The following is a 16,830-nucleotide window of genomic DNA, read 5'->3' as shown; positions in this document are numbered from 1 at the left end:
CCATGCTCACGGCACTCCCCCGCCTCGGTCGGCGCCGCGCCCTACAGGGTTCCGCGGTCGCCCTCGTGGTGCTCGGGCTGCTCGCTTGGTGGCTGCTGCCGCTGGACGAGCCGTCGCCGAGCGGCGAGGTGTCGTTCAGCTCCGGGGTGCGGACGGGGGTGTACGAGCGGTACGGCGATCTGTTGAAGGCGGCGGTCGGGCGCGATCTGCCCGGCCTCGACATGAAGCTGCTGCACAGCGAGGGCTCGCAGATGAACATCGAGCGGATCGCCCGCGGCAAGGCGGACTTCACCATCGCGGCGGCCGACGCGGTGGCGGACTACCGGCAGAAGAACCAGGCCGGCTCGCAGCGCCTGCGCGGCTGTGCCCGGCTGTACGACGACTATGTGCAGCTCGTCGTCGAGCGCGGCTCGACCGTCGTACGGGTCGCGGACCTGCGGGGCAAGCGGGTGGCCGTCGGGCAGCGCGGCTCCGGGGTGAAGCTGATCACGGAGCGGGTCCTCAAGGCGGCCGGGCTCGATCTGGAGAAGGACGTCGAGGCGGTCGAGATCGGCATCGACCGGGCCCCGAAGGAGCTGGAGGAGGGCCGGATCGACGCGTTCTTCTGGTCCGGTGGGCTGCCGACGCGGAGTGTGCAGGAGCTCTCGCAGCGGCATGACGTACGCCTGGTGGACCTCGGCAAGCTGGTGCCGGAGCTGCACAAGCAGGGCGGCGCCTCCCGTTACTACCGGGCCGCCGTGATGCCCGCCGACGCGTATCCGGAGGCGCAGCGGAACAGCGCGGTGTCGACGCTCGCGGTGGCCAATCTGCTCGTCACGACGGACCGGGCGGATCCGGAGCTGACGGAGCGCCTGACGCAGACGGTGATCGACAGCCGGGACCACATCGGGGCCACGGTGCATGCGGCGCAGCTGGTGGACCTGCGGACGGCGATATATACGGATCCGCTGGAGCTGCATGAGGGGGCGCGGCGGTATTACCGGTCGGTGAAGCCGTGAAGCCGTGAAGCCGTAGGCCCCTGTTTCACGGGCACGGTGGCGGTCCCGTGCTCTCCCTCGGCTCCAGGTGCGGTAGTTCCGCCTGGATGCTGCGGGCCGGTGCGCCGTCGAGCCGGTCGAGGAGTTCCTGTGCGGCGAGGCGGCCGAATCCCGAGGTGTCCCGGACCAGGGCCGTCAGGCGCGGGTGGGTGACCCGGCACAGGGCCGAGTCGTCCCAGGCCACGATCGACAGTCCTGCCGGTACGGGGATGCCTCGCTCGGCGGCGACGGAAGCGCCCGCGACGGCCATCACGTCGTTGTCGTAGACGATCGCGGTGGGCGGCCTCGGGCCGTCGAGGATCCGCCGGGTGGCCTCCGCACCTTCGGCGTCGGAGTAGTCCGTGGTGACCGAGCGGACCTCGGTTTCACCGCCGAGGCCGAGGCGGGCGGCCTCGGTGCGCAGCGAGGCGATCCGGCGAGCCGTGTGGGCGAGGCCGGGCAGGCCCGCGACATGGACGATCCGGCGGTGACCGAGGCCGTGCAGATGGGCGAGTACGGAGGCCATCGCGGCGGCGTCGTCGGCCCAGACGGTGGAGAGGCCCGACGCTTCCGCTTCCGGCGCCCGCGCGCCCGCCCCCTCCGTTCCCGTTCCGGCTCCCGCTCCCGCTCCCGACCCCTCAACTCCCGTCCCCGGCGCGCCGATCACCACCGCCGGAAGTCCCAGCGACGCGAGCAGTTCCGGCCGTGGGTCGTCCATCCGCGGGTCCACGACCAGGACGCCGTCGACGCGCTTCTCGGCCCACCAGCGGCGGTGCACCGCGCACTCGGCGTCGATGTCCTCGACCACCTGGAAGAGCAGGGCCACTTGGCGTGCCGCGAGTACCTCCTGCACACCGGAGACGAGCCGCAGGAAGAACGACTCGACGCCGAGCGTGTGCGCGGGCCGGGCGAGCACCAGGCCGATGCTGCCCGAGCGCTCCCCGGAGAGGGCGCGGGCGGCGCTGTTGGGCTGCCAGCCGAGCTCCTCGGCGACGCGGCGGATCCGCTCCCTGGTTCCCTCGGAGACCCCCGGCCGTCCGTTCAGGGCGAAGGAGACGGCGCTCTCCGAGACCCCGGCCCTGCGGGCGATGTCCTTGATGGTGGGCCTGCGCACCCGGTCGTCCTCCCGCCCTCATGAACGTACACAGCGAAGGTACACAGCGAAGGTACGGCGAACGTACCCAGCGAGCGTCACACATCGACATGGCTAAAGCGCATTAGCCAACTCAGCTTTTCTGTCGGCTGGTTGCCTTGTCAATACCTCGTGCGGCATCGGTCAGGGATCTCAAAATCCGTTCCTGCGCGAGGTGTTGACACCCGCTAAACCGCATTAGTACCGTCCGGCCCATTCCAGGCCCGAGCACTGCTGGTCCGAGCAAAGGAGCCCACAGGTATGCCACGCCGGATATCCCGCCGTACGACCGCGGCCGCCGCGACCGCCACCGTCTGCGCGCTCGCCCTGACGGCGTGCGGCGGCGCCCCGCAGGGTGGCGCCACCGATCGCGTCGAGGGCAAGGTGGAGGGCACCGTCAGGTTCCAGACCTGGAATCTGCGGACCAACTTCAAGCCGTACTTCGAGGGCCTGATCAGGCAGTTCGAGAAGAAGTACCCGGACGTCGAGATCAAGTGGATCGACCAGCCGGCCGAGGGCTACGCGGACAAGCTGAGCGCCGACGCCGCGGGCGAGACGCTGCCGGACGTCGTGAACGTCTCCCCCGACCTGGCCTATCCGCTGGCCAAGGCGGGCCTCGCGGTGAACCTGGACAAGGCGGCCGGGCAGTACCGGGACGAGTATCTGCCGGGTGCCTGGAAGAGCCATGAGATGCCGGGCCTTGACGGGACGTACGCCTTCCCCTGGTATCTCAACACCGGGCCGATGTTCTACAACAAGAAGCTGTTCAAGGACGCGGGCCTCGACCCGGAGAAGCCGCCGAAGGACTATCCCGAACTCTTCACCGCGGCGGAGGACATGGCGAAGAAGAGCGACGGAAAGATCGCCATGCTCGCCAATGTCCCGGCCATCGAGGACTTCGGCCGCTACGGCGTGCAGCTGATGAACGACGACGGCACCGAGTTCACCTTCAATGAGCCCAAGGGTGTCGAACTCGTCGAGAAGTACCAGAAGTTGTACGACGCCGGGGCCCTGGACGCGCAGTCGCTGACCAACAAGGCCGAGGACGCCGGGCGGAAGTTCAAGGAACAGTCCATCGCCATGAACCCGGGCAGCGCCCTCGACCTGGAGAAGTTCAAGAAAGAGGCGCCCTCGCTCTACAAGAACATCGGCATCACGCCCGCCGTGAGCAACACCGGCAAGGACAACATGTACGTCCAGGGCGTGATGGTGAACGCCACCAGCAAGGTCAAGCCCGCCGCCGTGGCCTTCGCGCACTTCGTGACCAACGCGAAGAATCAGATGGCCTTCGCCCACGAGGTGGCCGTCTTCCCGTCCACCAAGGGCAGCCTCGACGCCCCGTACTTCACCAAGGAGGACGGCACCGACGAGACCCGGGTCCGGGCCGCGGCCGCCAAGTCCCTGAAGACGGCGGTCAATTACACGCCCGTGCTGCTCAGCGAGCAGATGAAGACGACCCTGCGCAATGAGGTCGCCCGGGCCATGCAGGGCAAGAAGTCACCGAAGCAGGCCATGGACGACGCCGTCGCCGAGTGCAACCGCCTGCTCAAGGCGACGGGCTGAGGGCGGCGCACCTCCATGGAACGTACGACCGCGATACGCGAGGTACGCAAGGGCGGCCGCGGCGGACGCGGCGGCAGCGGCACCGCGGCGCTGCCCCGGCCGCGGCGGCCCGAGGCCACCTCCGAGGCTGCCTCGGCCGACCGCACCCGGCGCCGCCGCGTCCGCGCCCATCTGCCTTCCACGCCCTGGCTGTTCCTCGGCCCCGGGCTGCTGATCGTCGGCGGCTTCATCCTCTACCCCTTCACGTCCACCCTCGTCGGCTCCTTCACCGACCGGCGGACACTGACCGAAGGGGCGTTCGTCGGCGGCGCCAACTATCAGGAGATGCTCCAGGACGAGCTGTTCTGGACCGGCCTGCGCAACAGCGTCCTGTACGTCCTCGGGGTCGTACCGCTGCTCGTGATCCTTCCGCTGCTGCTCGCGATGCTCGTGCAGCGGCACATCCCGGGGATCTCATTCTTCCGGTCGGCCTTCTACACGCCGGTCGTCGCGTCCGTCGTGGTGGTCGGCCTGATCTGGGTCTGGCTCCTGGACGACCGCGGCCTGATCAACTCCGTACTCGGGGCGATCGGGGTCGGCACGATCCCGTTCCTCAGCGATGGGTGGCTGCTCCTGATCAGCTGCATGCTGGTCACGGTCTGGAAGGGCCTCGGCTACTACATGATCATTTATCTTGCCGCGCTCGCCAACGTGCCGCGCGAGCTGCACGAGGCCGCCGCGGTCGACGGCGCGGGCGCGGTGCGCCGCTTCCTCACCGTCACCGTGCCCGCGGTGCGCTCCACGATGGTCCTGGTGGCGGCGCTGTCCTCGGTCAGCGCATTCAAGGTGTTCTCCGAGGTGTATCTGATGGCGGGCCCGACCGGTGGGCCCGGCGGCGAGGACACCACCCTCGTGCTGCTCATCCAGCAGGTCGGTACGGGTCTCAACGGGCGGGTCGGTTACGCCTCGGCGATCTCCGTCGTCGTCTTCGTGATCACGCTCGGCCTGATGCTGCTCGTCCTGCGGGCCAATCGTAAGGAGGACGAGACCTGATGAGCAGCCACGCCGCCGTGAACGACTTCGGGCGCCGCACTCCGTACTGGCAACTCGCCCTGCGCTACCTGCTGTTGCTCGGGGTTCTCGCCCTGACCGTCGGCCCGTTCCTCTGGCAGCTGTCGACCTCCCTGAAGGGCCCGACGGAGGACATCTACAGCTATCCGCCCCGGCTGTTCCCCTCGGACCCGACGCTCGACAACTACGCCAAGGTCGCCGACCTCATCCCGGTGTGGGACTTCGCCCTCAACTCCGTGAAGGTCGCGGTCGCCAACGTCCTCACCAACTGCGTCGGCGCCGCCCTCGCCGGGTACGCCCTCGCCCGGATGCGGTTCCGCGGCCGCAAGACGGCCCTGGTCGTCTTCGTGATGGCGATGCTGGTGCCGGTCGAGTCGATCATCATCGCGCAGTTCATGACGATGCGGGCGCTCCAGCTCAACAACACCCTGATCGGCGTGCTCCTGCCCGCCTGTATCGCCGCCATGAACGTGCTGCTGATGCGGAACGCCTTCAGCAATCTGCCGTACGAGATCGAGGAGGCGGCCTACGTCGACGGGGCCACCGCCTGGCAGCGGTTCCGGCGGATCGCGCTGCCGTCGGTGAAGGGCACCCTCGCGGTCGTGGCGATCTTCGCGTTCATGGGCGCCTGGGACGACTTCCTGTGGCCGCTGATCGTGCTCAGCGACCAGTCCAACTTCACGCTCACCGTGGGCCTGAACTATCTGCACGGCACCTTCGCGGACAACCAGCGGCTTGTCGCCGCGGGCACGATCATCGCCGTGCTTCCGCTGATCGTGCTCTTCGCCTGCCTTCAGCGGTACTTCTTCCGCGGCGTCGGCGAAGGAGCCGTGAAGGGTTAGCCCGCCTTACGGAGCCGGAATCGTGCCGTCGGCCCGGTGACCGCACATCGCCCTGCGGGCTCGTCCGCAATCGCAGGACGGGCTCGAAAGAAGGAGCTCCATGTCGTTTGGTTCTGCCCCTACCCGAACCCCCCGCTTCGGCGTCAACTACACACCGTCGCAAGGCTGGTTCCATCACTGGCTCGACTTCGATCTCGATGCCGTACGCGCCGACCTCGACTCGGTCGCGGAGCTGGGGCTCGACCACATCCGGGTGTTCCCGCTGTGGCCGGTGTTCCAGCCGAACCGCACCCTGATCCGGCCACGCGCCGTCGAGCAGCTCGTCGCGCTCGCGGACGCCGCCGCCGAGCGCGGGCTCGACGTGAACGTGGACGGGCTCCAGGGCCATCTGTCGAGCTTCGACTTCCTGCCCGCCTGGACCCGGACCTGGCACCGCAGGAACCTGTTCACCGACCCGGAGGTGCTCGCGGGCCAGGAGGAGTATCTGCGCACGCTGGCCGCCGCGCTCGCGGACCGGCCGAACTTCCTCGGCATGACGGTCGGCAACGAGATCAACCAGTTCTCCGATCGGCCGCACCCCGACCCGGACCCCATCTCGCCCGAGCAGGCGTCGCGGTGGCTGGAGCGGATGCTGGCGGCCTGCGAGGCGGGCGCGCCCGGCGGGTTCCATCTGCACGCCGAGTACGACGCCGCCTGGTACCAGGACGGGCACCCCTTCACGCCCGCGCAGGCCGCCCGCCTGGGCGCCGCGACGGCCGTGCACTCCTGGGTGTTCAACGGCACCGCACAGCGCCACGGCCCCACCGGCACCGCCACCGAGCAGCACGCCGCGTATCTGATCGAGCTGGCCCGGGCCTGGCACGACGACCCGCACCGTCCGGTGTGGCTACAGGAGGTCGGCGCCCCGGCACCGCACATCCCGGACGGGCAGGCGGCCCACTTCACCGAGGCCACCGTCGCGGCCGCCCTGGACTGCGCGGACCTCTGGGGCGTCACCTGGTGGTGCTCCCACGACGTGTCCCGCTCCCTGGCCGACTTCCCCGAACTCGAGTACGGCCTGGGCCTGTTGACCGAGGACCGCGAGGCCAAGCCGGTCGGCAAGGCCCTGGCGCGCGCGGCCGCCGAGCAGCGCACCCGCGGGTACCGCCCGGCGCCGCGGACCACGGCCCTGGTCGTGGACACCGGCGGCACCGCCGAACACGATCCGGCCCGGTCCGGCTGCGCGCCCGGCGGCGTCTTCTTCGAGGCGTGGCACCGGCTCGCCGCGCAGGACGTGCGCCCGGCCGTCGTACTCGCCGAACGCGCCACCGATCAGGGGCACTTGACCGCCCGCGGCATCACCGAGGTGGTCACCCCCGCACAGGTCGACTGACTCCCCACCCGAAGGAGACCGTCATGCCCCACGCACGGCCGACCCGCCGCACGCTGCTGCTCTCCGGCGCGGGCGCACTCACCGCCGCGCTGCTGCCGAACGCCGCTGCCGCCGTGGCCACGGAAGCTTCTCGTGCGCGTGCGGCAGGCTCCCTGCAGCCGTACGCCTCCTACTGGTTCCCGGACAGGCTGCCCTCCGGCACCCCGGGCGAGGGCGTCGTCTGGCGTTCGCTGAAGGAGTGGACCCCGGACAGCGACCCCGACCTGGCCTTCAATACGTCGACGGTGCCGCTGGCCGAGCGCTTCGCGCCGGTGCCGGTGAACGCCACGGCCCGCGCCGACCAGGCCCGAATCACCGCGCTCGTGGCCTTCGACACGACCTCCGGCAACCCCTCCCAGGGCGCACCGGACGCCGACTACTACGCCCTGAGCCACTGGGCGTACATCGATGAGCTGGTCTTCTGGGGCGGCTCGTCCGGCGAGGGCATCGTCCTCGCGCCCAACGCGCCCGTGGTCGACGCCGCGCACCGCAACGGCGTCACCGTGCTCGGCAATGTCTTCCTGCCTCCGGCCGCGTACGGCGGAAAGCTGGACTGGACCCGTGACCTGGTGCAGCGGGACGCGAACGGCGGCTTCCCGATCGCCGCGAAGCTGGCCGAGGTGGCGGCGGCGTACGGCTTCGACGGCTGGTTCATCAACGCCGAGACCGACGGCGGCGACACCCAACTCGCCACGGACATGCGGGACTTCCTGCTCGCGCTGCGGCGCCTCGGGGCCGAGCGGGGGCTGCGGATCCAGTGGTACGACTCCATGGTCGCGTCGGGCGCGGTGAACTGGCAGGACGAACTCAACGACAGCAACCGGCAGTTCTTCCAGTCCACCGAGCCGGGCGCGGCGGGCCGGGTCTCCGACTCGATGTTCCTCAACTTCAATTGGACCGCCCGCAAACTCACCGACTCGGGCCGCCTCGCCGAGGAGCTCGGCCGCAGCCGGTACGAGCTGTGGGCGGGCGTCGACGTCGAGTCGAACGGCTGGAACACCTCGGTCGACTGGGACGCGGTGGTCCCGCGCGAGCGCCCGCACCTCACGTCGTACGGCTTCTACCGGCCCGAATGGACCCTGCACCACCTCCCGGAGGGCCGCACTCCGGGCCAGTTCCACGCGGCCGACGACCGCTTCTGGAGCGGCGCGGGCCTGGACCCGGCCCACCCTGACCCGGGCGCGACCTGGCGGGCCCCGGCCGCGGTCGTCGCGGACCGCTCGACGATCACCGCGCTGCCGTTCGCGACCAGCTTCAACACGGGGCACGGGCTGCGTTGGTACGAGGACGGGGTGGCCGTCACCGACACGCCCTGGAATCACCTGGGACTCCAGGACCGGCTTCCGGCCCGGCGCTGGATGGTGCGCACCGAGCAGGCGACCTCGTCGAGGACGAGTGAACGGCCCGCCGTTTCCCTGGACTTCGCGGACGCCTGGCGGGGCGGGAGCAGCCTGCTCGTGGACGGTGTGACGGCGGCCCCGGCGACGATGGACCTGTACGCGACGCGGCTGCCGCTCGGGCCGGACACTGTGGTGGAGTTGACCCACCGGGCGGCGGCGGGCCCGGTGACGGTCGAGCTCGCCGTCGCCACGGCCGAGCCGGACGGGCCGGGTGCGGCGCCCCCGTACACGTATCTGCCCGTCGGGACGGTCGAGCCGGGCGGCTGGTCCACGAAGACGGTGCGCCTCGGTGACGTGGGCGTAGGCACCGTGCACGCCCTGGGCGTACGGCTCACGGCGGCGGGCGGGCGCGGCGGCAGCGGCAGGGCGGCGACGAGCTGGCGGCTCGGCGCGCTCGCGGTGCACGACGGCACGCATGGCGAACAACACGCCGCCGCACCAAGCGACTTCAGGGTCACGAAAGCGGCAGGCGGCGAGTTCCGCTTCGGCTGGCGGTCGGCCCCCGACAAGCTGTCCGTACGCCACTACGAACTGCACCGCGTCCTGCCGGACGGCTCCCGGCGTTTCCTCGGCGGCACGCCGGGCAGCGCCTTCTACGTCCAGGGGCTCGCGCCGGAGCAGGGTGAGCGCGCGGCCCGCTTCGAGCTGCGGGCGGTGGACGAGCTGTACACGGCGTCGACGCCCGCAACGACCACGTACCCCTGGTGACCCGGCGAACCTTGACAGATACGGAGCACAGCCCATGCATGACGACCGCGCCCTCGTGGAGGCCCGCCTCAAGCGCGTCCTCGACGAGCGGATCCGCCCCGCCGTGTACCCCGAGTCGGTGCCGCTGACCGTCGCCGCCTGGACCGCGCCGGGCGAGCCGGTGCCGGTGGCCGAGGGGCTCGCCGCGCGGCACGAGCCGGTGCGGGTCGGGGAGGCGTGGGGCGCCCCGTGGGGCACCACGTGGTTCAAGGTGACGGGGACGGTGCCGCCCCAGTGGGCGGGCCGGACCGTGGAGGCGGTGCTCGACCTGGGCTTCGACGAGAACATGCCCGGGTTCCAGTGCGAGGGCCTGGTGTACCGGCCGGACGGCTCGCCGGTGAAGGGGCTCAACCCGCGCAACCAGTGGGTGCGGATCGGCGCACCTGTGGCGGGCGGCGAGCAGATCGAGCTGCACATAGAAGCGGCGTCGAACCCGGTGATCCTGGACTACCACCCCTTCCAGCCGACCGAGTTGGGCGACAAGGAGACCTCGGGCACGGAGCCCCAGTACCGCCTGGCCCGGATGGATCTCGCGGTCTTCGACGCCGAGGTGTGGGAGCTGATCCAGGACCTGGAGGTCGCCGGGGAGCTGATGCACGAGCTGGACGAGCGGTCCCCGCGCCGCTGGGAACTGCTCCGCGCGATCGGCCGCTGCCTGGACGCGGTCGACCTTCAGGACGTGAACGGCTCGGCGGCGCGGGCCCGCGCGGAACTGGCGGCGGTCCTGGCGTCCCCCGCGGACGCGTCGGCGCACCGCATCAGCGCGGTCGGCCACGCCCACATCGACTCGGCGTGGCTGTGGCCGCTGCGCGAGACCGTACGGAAGGTGGCGCGGACGACGTCGAACATGACCGCGCTCCTGGAGGACGAGCCGGAGTTCGTCTTCGCCATGTCGCAGGCGCAGCAGTTCGCGTGGATCAAGGAGCATCGGCCCGAGGTGTACGCGCGGGTCAAGAAGGCGGTGGCCGAGGGCCGTCTGGTGCCGTCCGGCGGCATGTGGGTGGAGTCGGACACGAACATGCCGGGCTCGGAGGCGATGGCCCGCCAGTTCGTGCACGGAAAGCGGTTCTTCATCGAGGAGTTCGGGGTCGAGAACGAGGAGGCGTGGCTGCCGGACACCTTCGGTTTCGCGGCCGGGCTGCCCCAGATCATCAAGGCGGCGGGCGCCAAGTGGCTCCTGACGCAGAAGATCTCCTGGTCCCAGGTGAACAAGTTCCCGCACCACACCTTCTGGTGGGAGGGCATCGACGGCACCCGGATCTTCACGCACTTCCCGCCGGTGGACACGTACAACTGCTCCATGAAGGGCGCCGAAATCGCCCACGCGGCGCGGAACTTCAAGGACAAGGGCGTGGCGAGGCACTCGCTCGCGCCGACGGGCTGGGGCGACGGGGGCGGCGGCACGACCCGCGAAATGGTCGCGAAGGCCCGCCGTATGCGGTCCCTGGAGGGCTCGGCGCGGGTCGAGTGGGAGGCGCCCGAGGCGTTCTTCGCGAAGGCCCAGGCGGAGTACCCGGAGCCTCCGGTCTGGGTCGGCGAGCTGTACCTGGAACTCCACCGCGCGACCCTCACCAGCCAGGCCCGCACCAAGCAGGGCAACCGCCGCAGCGAACATCTGCTGCGCGAGGCCGAACTGTGGGCGGCGACGGCGGCGGTACGGGTGCCCGGCTTCAGCTATCCCTACGAGCAGCTTGACCGGCTGTGGAAGACGGTCCTGCTGCACCAGTTCCACGACATCCTGCCGGGCTCGTCGATCGCGTGGGTGCACCGAGAGGCGGAGCGGACGTATGCGGCGGTGGCGGAGGAGTTGAACGGGATCATCGCTTCGGCGCTGGGGGCGCTTGCGGGTGCGGGCGAGCGGGAGCTGGTCTTCAATGGGGCGCCGCACGCTCGGGGCGGGGTCCCGGCGGGCGGCGCGGGGCCGGTCCCATCGGTGCGGGACGCGGTCACGGCCCGCGCGAGCGAGAACGGCGGGTTCATCCTCGCCAACGGCCTGCTGCGGGTGGAGATCGACGCCCGGGGCCTGGTGATCTCGGCGTACGACCTCGAGAACGACCGCGAGACGATCGCACCCGGGACGGCGGCGAACCTGCTGCAACTCCACCCGGACTTCCCGAACATGTGGGACGCGTGGGACGTCGACGCGTTCTACCGGAACGTGGTCACGGATCTGACGGACGCGGAGTCGGTGACCCTGGACGGGGCAACGGTCACGGTGGTCCGCTCCTTCGGGAACAGCCGGGTGATCCAGACGTTGGGGATGCCCTTGGACGCGAAGCGCCTGGACATCGCCACGGAGGTGGACTGGCACGAGACGGAGAAGTTCCTGAAGGCCGCGTTCCCGGTGGACGTGCACGCGGAGCGGTACGCGGCGGAGACCCAGTTCGGGCACCTGTACCGCCCCACGCACACCAACACCTCATGGGACGCCGCCAAGTTCGAGGCGTGCAACCACCGCTTCCTGCACGTGGAGGAGCCGGGCTGGGGCACGGCCCTGGTCACGGACTCGACGTACGGCCACGACGTGACCCGAACGGTCCGCCCCGACGACCACGGCACCACGACAACCCTCCGCCTCTCCCTCCTCCGCGCTCCCCGTTTCCCCGACCCACGCACCGACCAGGGCGTACACCGCTTCCGCTACGCCCTGGCCCCGGGTGCGACGGTGATGGACGCGGTCCGCGAGGGCTACGGCATCAACCTGCCGGAGCGGCGGGTGCGGGGCGCAGTGGACTCGGTGGCTCCGCTGGTGTCGGTCGACGGCGACGCGGTGGTCATCAGCGCGGTGAAGCTGGCGGACGACGGGTCGGGCGATGTGGTCGTACGGCTCTACGAGGCGGGCGGGGGCCGGGCGCGTACGCGGCTGCGGTGCGGGTTCGAGGCGGGGGGTGTGGTGGCGACGGACCTGTTGGAGCGGAGCCTCGTGGGGGCGCGGGAGTACGTGGTGGACGGGGGTGAGGTGGCCCTGTCGCTGCGCCCGTTCGAGCTGGTGACGCTGCGGTTCACCCGCTAGCGGTTCTTGTTCCCCGCCCGGAGCGTCGTTAGCCGCTGATGGATGCCCCCCCGGGGACCCCCGCTCCTCCCACCCCCGCCTCCCCCACCCACCCGGAGGGGCTCGCCTATCAGCCCGTCCGGCGTTTGAGGACGAGCGCGTTCAGCGCGATGACAGCGGGGGTCCGGGGGCGCAGCCCCCGAAGCTCCGCAGGATTTCGGGAAGGGGCGGGGCTGGGGAAAAATCAGCCCTGCCCCGACGGCGCGTCTCGAGGCACCGACACCGTCACCCGCAACCCATAAGGCGAATTCGGCGCGTACCCAATGGACCCCCCGCCCGCCGCCAGCAACGCCCGCGTAATGGAGAGCCCCAACCCCGAACCCTTCACATTCTGGTGGCGGCCACTCCGCCAGAACCGATCCCCGATCCGCTCCAGCTCGTCCTCGGTCAACCCCGGCCCCCCGTCCGCCACGACCACCGTCGCCATAGCGCTGTCGGACGCCACCGTCACCGTCACCCGCTCCCCCTCCGGCGTGAACTTCAGCGCGTTGTCCACCACCGCGTCCAGCGCACTGGACAGCGCCACCGGATCCGCCCAGGCCGTCACCGCACCCCGCCCCTCGCACTCCAGAACCACCCCGCGCTCCTCGGCGAGCGGCCGCCACGCGTCGACGCGTTCGGCGGCCAGCTCGCCCACATCCGTAAGGCGCAGATGGGGCTCGGTGTGCTCGGCGAGGGCCAGGTCGAGCAGGTCGTCGAGGACCTGCGCGAGCCGCTTGCCCTCGGTGCGCACGGAGGCGATCTCCTCGTTCCCCTCCGGCAGCTCCAAAGCAAGGAGTTCGATCCTGAGCAGCAGCGCCGACAACGGATTGCGCAACTGATGCGAGGCGTCCGCGACGAACGCCCGCTGCTGCTCCAGAACGTCCTGCACATGGTCCGCCATCTCGTTGAACGACCGGGCCAGGCGCCGCAGTTCCGGCGGCCCCCCGGCGGCCGAGACCCGCGACTTCAGCCGCCCCGTGGCGATGTCGTGCGTGGTCGCGTCGAGCACCCGTACCGGTCGGAGCACCCACCCGGTGAGCCGCAGCGCGGCCCCTATGGCGAGGAACATCGCCGCGGCCACGCCCCCGCCGATCACCAGCCAACCGCCCAGGATCTGCGAACGCATCTCCCCCGTGGGCGAGTCGGTGACCACGACCGCGACCACGTCACCGTCGCGGATCACCGACGACGCGACGAAGAGGCGCCGCCGCTGCCAGGGCCAGACCTGCTGCGGGTCATGGCTGCCGCGCCCGGCCAGGGCTTCCTCAAAGGCGTCACGGCCCTCGCCGTCCACCGGCACGTCCCAGCTGGGGGCGCTCGCCATGACGTCACCGTCGCGGTAGTAGACGCCGGCTCTGATGCCGTACACCTCGTGGTAGCGCTCGAGTTGCTGCTGGAGGGTGGCCTGGCGCTCGTCCTTGTAGATGCGCCGCGACCCGGTGGGGCGTTCGGTGACGTACTGCGCGAGGGACGCGAAGCGCGCCGTGTCGTCGATGCGGTCGACGACCACCTTGTGCTGCTCGGCCGCCGCGAGGCTGGTCGCGAGCGGAAAGGCGAGCGCGAGCAGCACGCCCGCCATGAGGACGATGAGCAGCGGAAGGAGTCGGGAACGCACCGTTCGTTACGCCTTTGCCTCTGCCGCCACGACCGCCTCTGCTGCCACAGCTGCCTCTGCCGTCTTGGCCGCCTGAGCCGCCTGTGCCGCCTCTGCCCGTGACCGGTCCATGAACGGCCTACGCGGCCGGGGCGACGAGCCGGTACCCGACCCCGCGCACCGTCTCGATCAGCGCGGGCATCCGCAGCTTGGACCGGAGCGAGGCGACGTGCACCTCCAGGGTGCGCCCGGTCCCCTCCCAACTGGTGCGCCACACCTCGCTGATGATCTGCTCCCGCCGGAAGACCACACCGGGCCGCTGCGCGAGCAGCGCGAGCAGGTCGAACTCCTTGCGGGTCAGCTGCACCGTCTCACCGGCCACACTCACCTTCCGGGTGGGCAGCTCGATCTCGACCGGGCCGAGCGTGACGGTGTCGTCGGCCGGGGCGCCGGGGGCCTCGGTGGCGGTGCGGCGGCTGACGGCGTGGATGCGGGCGAGCAGCTCCCCGGTGTCGTACGGCTTCACGACGTAGTCGTCCGCGCCGAGGTTGAGGCCGTGGATCCGGCTGCGTACGTCCGCCCGCGCGGTCACCATGATCACGGGGGTCGAGGTGCGCTTGCGGATCTTGCCGCAGACCTCGTAGCCGTCCTGGTCGGGCAGGCCGAGGTCGAGAAGAACCACCCCGAACTGTCCGCTATCGTCCGATTTTTCAGCACATGCCGGGTCGGCGGGGAGCAGGGCGCGCAGCGCCTCCTCGCCGCTGCGGGCGTGCACCACCTCGAAGCCGTGCCGGGCGAGGACCGCGGAGAGCGCGGCGGCCACGTGGTCGTCGTCCTCGACGAGCAGCAGTCTCATCCGGCCTCCTTCGGTTCAGCGGTCGTTGACGCCTGGTTTCGGCATGATTCCCGTGCAGCGTGCAGGCTGCACCCGCGCGCGTATCCGCGTACCGCGCACAAGGCATCCACGCCGATGGATAAGCACCGCGTCAAGGCCGTCCCGGGCCCGGGAACGTTCCGTTATGCAGCCGGTACGCGGCCGGGGCGGCCGGAGCCGTCGAGTGGCGCCCCCTTCACGCGGAGTGTCCGGTTGCGGCCGGATCGTTATGCTCAATTTCCCCTCAGATGTAATGACGCTGGTCGTACGGCGTTACTACTGTCCTCCCAACCGAGGAGGATGGAGCAAGTACCCCCATGGCCGAAGTATCAGTGACCAAGGACGCCGGGCCGGCGGTGGACGAACTGGTCGCGCTGAAGAACGTCAATAAGCACTTCGGCGCGTTGCATGTGCTCCAGGACATCGACCTGACGATTGCCCGCGGCGAAGTCGTCGTGGTCATCGGACCGTCGGGTTCCGGCAAGTCCACGCTGTGCCGCGCCATCAACCGCCTGGAGACGGTGGAGTCCGGCAGCATCACCATCGACGGGAAGCCGCTGCCCCAGGAGGGCAAGGAGCTGGCCAAGCTCCGTGCCGACGTGGGCATGGTCTTCCAGTCGTTCAACCTCTTCGCGCACAAGACGGTGCTCGAGAACGTGATGCTCGGCCAGCTCAAGGTCCGCAAGACGGACAAGAAGACGGCCGAGGAAAAGGCGCGGCAGCTGCTCGACCGCGTCGGCGTCGGCACCCAGGCCGACAAATACCCCGCGCAGCTCTCCGGCGGACAGCAGCAGCGCGTCGCGATCGCGCGGGCGCTCGCCATGGACCCGAAGGTGATGCTCTTCGACGAGCCGACCTCCGCGCTCGACCCCGAGATGATCAATGAGGTTCTCGAGGTCATGCAGCAACTCGCGCAGGAAGGCATGACGATGGTCGTGGTCACGCACGAGATGGGCTTCGCCCGCTCGGCCGCCAACCGGGTCGTCTTCATGGCCGACGGCCGGATCGTCGAAGAGGCCACGCCCGAGGAGTTCTTCAACAACCCGCGCAGCGACCGCGCGAAGGACTTCCTCTCGAAGATCCTTCACCACTGAGGGTCCGCCGCGGGTCCACCGAACGGCTAATGAAGAGCCGCCGAAGGGACCACCCCACCGCGGGTCCGCCGAAGGGACGCTGGAAGTCCGCCCAGGGCGACCGTCGCCCCACGTCTTCGTCTCAGCACCTGCCGACACAAAGGATGTTCACCATGAAGCTCCGTAAGTCCGCCGCCACGGCGGCCGTTGTCGCCGCACTGGCCCTGACCGCCACCGCCTGCGGCGGCAAGGAGGGCACCGCCGGTGACGGGAACAAGGGCCCCGACACCTCGGGCACCAAGGCCCTCTCGTACGAGGTCAACAAGGACGCCAAGGTCGACTCGCCGGTCTTCGAGGCGGCCAAGAAGCGCGGCAAGCTGATCATCGGCGCCAAGGCGGACCAGCCGTACCTGGGCTTCCAGGACCAGTCCTCCAAGGAGTACTCCGGCTTCGACATCGAGATCGCCAAGATGATCGCCGCCGACCTGGGCTTCTCGCCGAAGCAGATCGAGTGGAAGACGGTCGACTCCGGCGCCCGTGAGACCACGGTCGCCAAGGGCGACGTGGACCTGATGATCGGCACGTACACGATCAACGACGAGCGCAGGAAGCAGGTCGACTTCGCGGGCCCGTACTTCCACGCCGGTGCCTCGCTCCTGGTCCGTAAGGACGAGAAGGAGATCAAGGGCCCGGAGACCGTCCGCGGCAAGAAGGTCTGCTCCATCGTCGGCTCCACGCCGCTGCAGAACATCAAGAAGCCGAAGTACGGCGCCGAGGTCACCGAGCTCTCCAAGTACTCGGAGTGCGTGGCCCAGCTGCTCAACAACCAGGTCGACGCGGTCACCACGGACGACGCGATCCTGATGGGCTACGCCGCGCAGAACGAGGGCAAGCTCAAGGTCGTCGGCGACACCTTCTCGGACGAGCCCTACGGCGTCGGCCTGAAGAAGGGCGACAAGGCACTGCAGAAGGCCGTCGCGGACGCCATCAAGGCGCACCAGAAGAACGGCGACTACAAGAAGGCGTTCGAAGCCACCCTCGGCAAGTCCGGCTCCGAGTTCCAGGAGCCCCCGGCCTTCACCGACCCGAAGTGA

General features: G+C 70.2%; 12 protein-coding genes. 9 read left to right on the top strand and 3 right to left on the bottom strand.

What is annotated here, in order from left to right; translation table 11 throughout:
* Positions 1-2: 2 nt before the first annotated feature.
* Positions 3-998 carry a TAXI family TRAP transporter solute-binding subunit gene (locus ACWD10_RS08785; protein ID WP_451088459.1) on the top strand — a complete coding sequence of 332 codons (996 nt, stop codon included), beginning with the start codon at positions 3-5 and terminating at the stop codon, positions 996-998.
* Positions 999-1,023: 25 nt separating this feature from the next.
* On the opposite strand, the gene ACWD10_RS08780 is transcribed toward ACWD10_RS08785, so the two are convergent.
* A complete protein-coding gene (locus ACWD10_RS08780; protein ID WP_451088457.1) occupies positions 1,024-2,130 on the bottom strand; it encodes a LacI family DNA-binding transcriptional regulator in 1,107 nt (368 codons plus the stop codon).
* Between the two features lie 279 nt (positions 2,131-2,409).
* Between ACWD10_RS08780 and ACWD10_RS08775 the strand changes: the two genes are divergently transcribed.
* The 6 genes from ACWD10_RS08775 (at position 2,410) to ACWD10_RS08750 (ending at position 12,174) form a co-directional block, all read left to right on the top strand.
* Positions 2,410-3,711 (top strand): ABC transporter substrate-binding protein, encoded by a 1,302-nt coding sequence (locus ACWD10_RS08775; protein WP_451088455.1) that lies wholly within the window; start codon positions 2,410-2,412, stop codon positions 3,709-3,711.
* 15 nt (positions 3,712-3,726) lie between these two features.
* Positions 3,727-4,743 (top strand): carbohydrate ABC transporter permease, encoded by a 1,017-nt coding sequence (locus ACWD10_RS08770; protein WP_451088453.1) that lies wholly within the window; start codon positions 3,727-3,729, stop codon positions 4,741-4,743.
* Complete coding sequence (locus ACWD10_RS08765; RefSeq protein WP_451088451.1) at positions 4,743-5,603, top strand: carbohydrate ABC transporter permease; 861 nt, start codon at positions 4,743-4,745, stop codon at positions 5,601-5,603. Before ACWD10_RS08770 ends, ACWD10_RS08765 begins: the two co-directional genes overlap by 1 nt.
* Positions 5,604-5,703: 100 nt before the next feature.
* A complete protein-coding gene (locus tag ACWD10_RS08760) occupies positions 5,704-6,975 on the top strand; it encodes a glycoside hydrolase 5 family protein (protein WP_451088449.1) in 1,272 nt (423 codons plus the stop codon).
* Positions 6,976-6,998: 23 nt separating this feature from the next.
* Positions 6,999-9,122, top strand: a complete 2,124-nt coding sequence (locus tag ACWD10_RS08755) for an endo-beta-N-acetylglucosaminidase (RefSeq protein WP_451088447.1) — start codon at positions 6,999-7,001, stop codon at positions 9,120-9,122.
* Positions 9,123-9,156: 34 nt separating this feature from the next.
* Positions 9,157-12,174, top strand: coding sequence for an alpha-mannosidase (locus ACWD10_RS08750; RefSeq protein ID WP_451088445.1), 3,018 nt, complete (start codon positions 9,157-9,159; stop codon positions 12,172-12,174).
* Between the two features lie 223 nt (positions 12,175-12,397).
* Here the strand turns inward: ACWD10_RS08750 and ACWD10_RS08745 are convergent, their stop codons facing one another.
* On the bottom strand, positions 12,398-13,810 hold the full coding sequence (locus ACWD10_RS08745) for an ATP-binding protein (RefSeq protein WP_451088443.1): 1,413 nt from the start codon (positions 13,808-13,810) through the stop codon (positions 12,398-12,400).
* A gap of 118 nt (positions 13,811-13,928) precedes the next feature.
* Positions 13,929-14,645, bottom strand: a complete 717-nt coding sequence (locus ACWD10_RS08740) for a response regulator transcription factor (protein WP_451088441.1) — start codon at positions 14,643-14,645, stop codon at positions 13,929-13,931.
* A 335-nt stretch (positions 14,646-14,980) separates the two neighbouring features.
* Here ACWD10_RS08740 and ACWD10_RS08735 point away from each other — a divergent pair, with 335 nt between their 5' ends.
* Together ACWD10_RS08735 and ACWD10_RS08730 are read left to right on the top strand one after the other, a co-directional pair.
* Entirely contained in the window at positions 14,981-15,757 is a 777-nt protein-coding gene (locus tag ACWD10_RS08735) for an amino acid ABC transporter ATP-binding protein (protein WP_451088439.1), read from the top strand.
* Between the two features lie 152 nt (positions 15,758-15,909).
* Positions 15,910-16,830: a glutamate ABC transporter substrate-binding protein gene (locus ACWD10_RS08730; protein WP_451088437.1), complete on the top strand. Its 921-nt coding sequence runs from the start codon at positions 15,910-15,912 to the stop codon at positions 16,828-16,830.

Source organism: Streptomyces sp. NPDC002851, from assembly GCF_053591935.1.
The sequence above is the reverse complement of the archived record's forward strand: the minus strand, read 5'-3'. Positions and strand labels throughout refer to the sequence as shown.

Excerpts from the sequence above, each read along its gene's own strand:
- ACWD10_RS08735 (WP_451088439.1), top strand. The coding sequence starts at position 14,981 with ATGGCCGAAGTATCAGTGACCAAGGACGCCGGGCCGGCGGTGGACGAA.
- ACWD10_RS08730 (WP_451088437.1), top strand. The coding sequence starts at position 15,910 with ATGAAGCTCCGTAAGTCCGCCGCCACGGCGGCCGTTGTCGCCGCACTG.
- ACWD10_RS08785 (WP_451088459.1), top strand. The coding sequence starts at position 3 with ATGCTCACGGCACTCCCCCGCCTCGGTCGGCGCCGCGCCCTACAGGGT.
- ACWD10_RS08755 (WP_451088447.1), top strand. The coding sequence starts at position 6,999 with ATGCCCCACGCACGGCCGACCCGCCGCACGCTGCTGCTCTCCGGCGCG.
- ACWD10_RS08760 (WP_451088449.1), top strand. The coding sequence starts at position 5,704 with ATGTCGTTTGGTTCTGCCCCTACCCGAACCCCCCGCTTCGGCGTCAAC.
- ACWD10_RS08740 (WP_451088441.1), bottom strand. The coding sequence starts at position 14,645 with ATGAGACTGCTGCTCGTCGAGGACGACGACCACGTGGCCGCCGCGCTC.
- ACWD10_RS08770 (WP_451088453.1), top strand. The coding sequence starts at position 3,727 with ATGGAACGTACGACCGCGATACGCGAGGTACGCAAGGGCGGCCGCGGC.
- ACWD10_RS08775 (WP_451088455.1), top strand. The coding sequence starts at position 2,410 with ATGCCACGCCGGATATCCCGCCGTACGACCGCGGCCGCCGCGACCGCC.
- ACWD10_RS08750 (WP_451088445.1), top strand. The coding sequence starts at position 9,157 with ATGCATGACGACCGCGCCCTCGTGGAGGCCCGCCTCAAGCGCGTCCTC.
- ACWD10_RS08765 (WP_451088451.1), top strand. The coding sequence starts at position 4,743 with ATGAGCAGCCACGCCGCCGTGAACGACTTCGGGCGCCGCACTCCGTAC.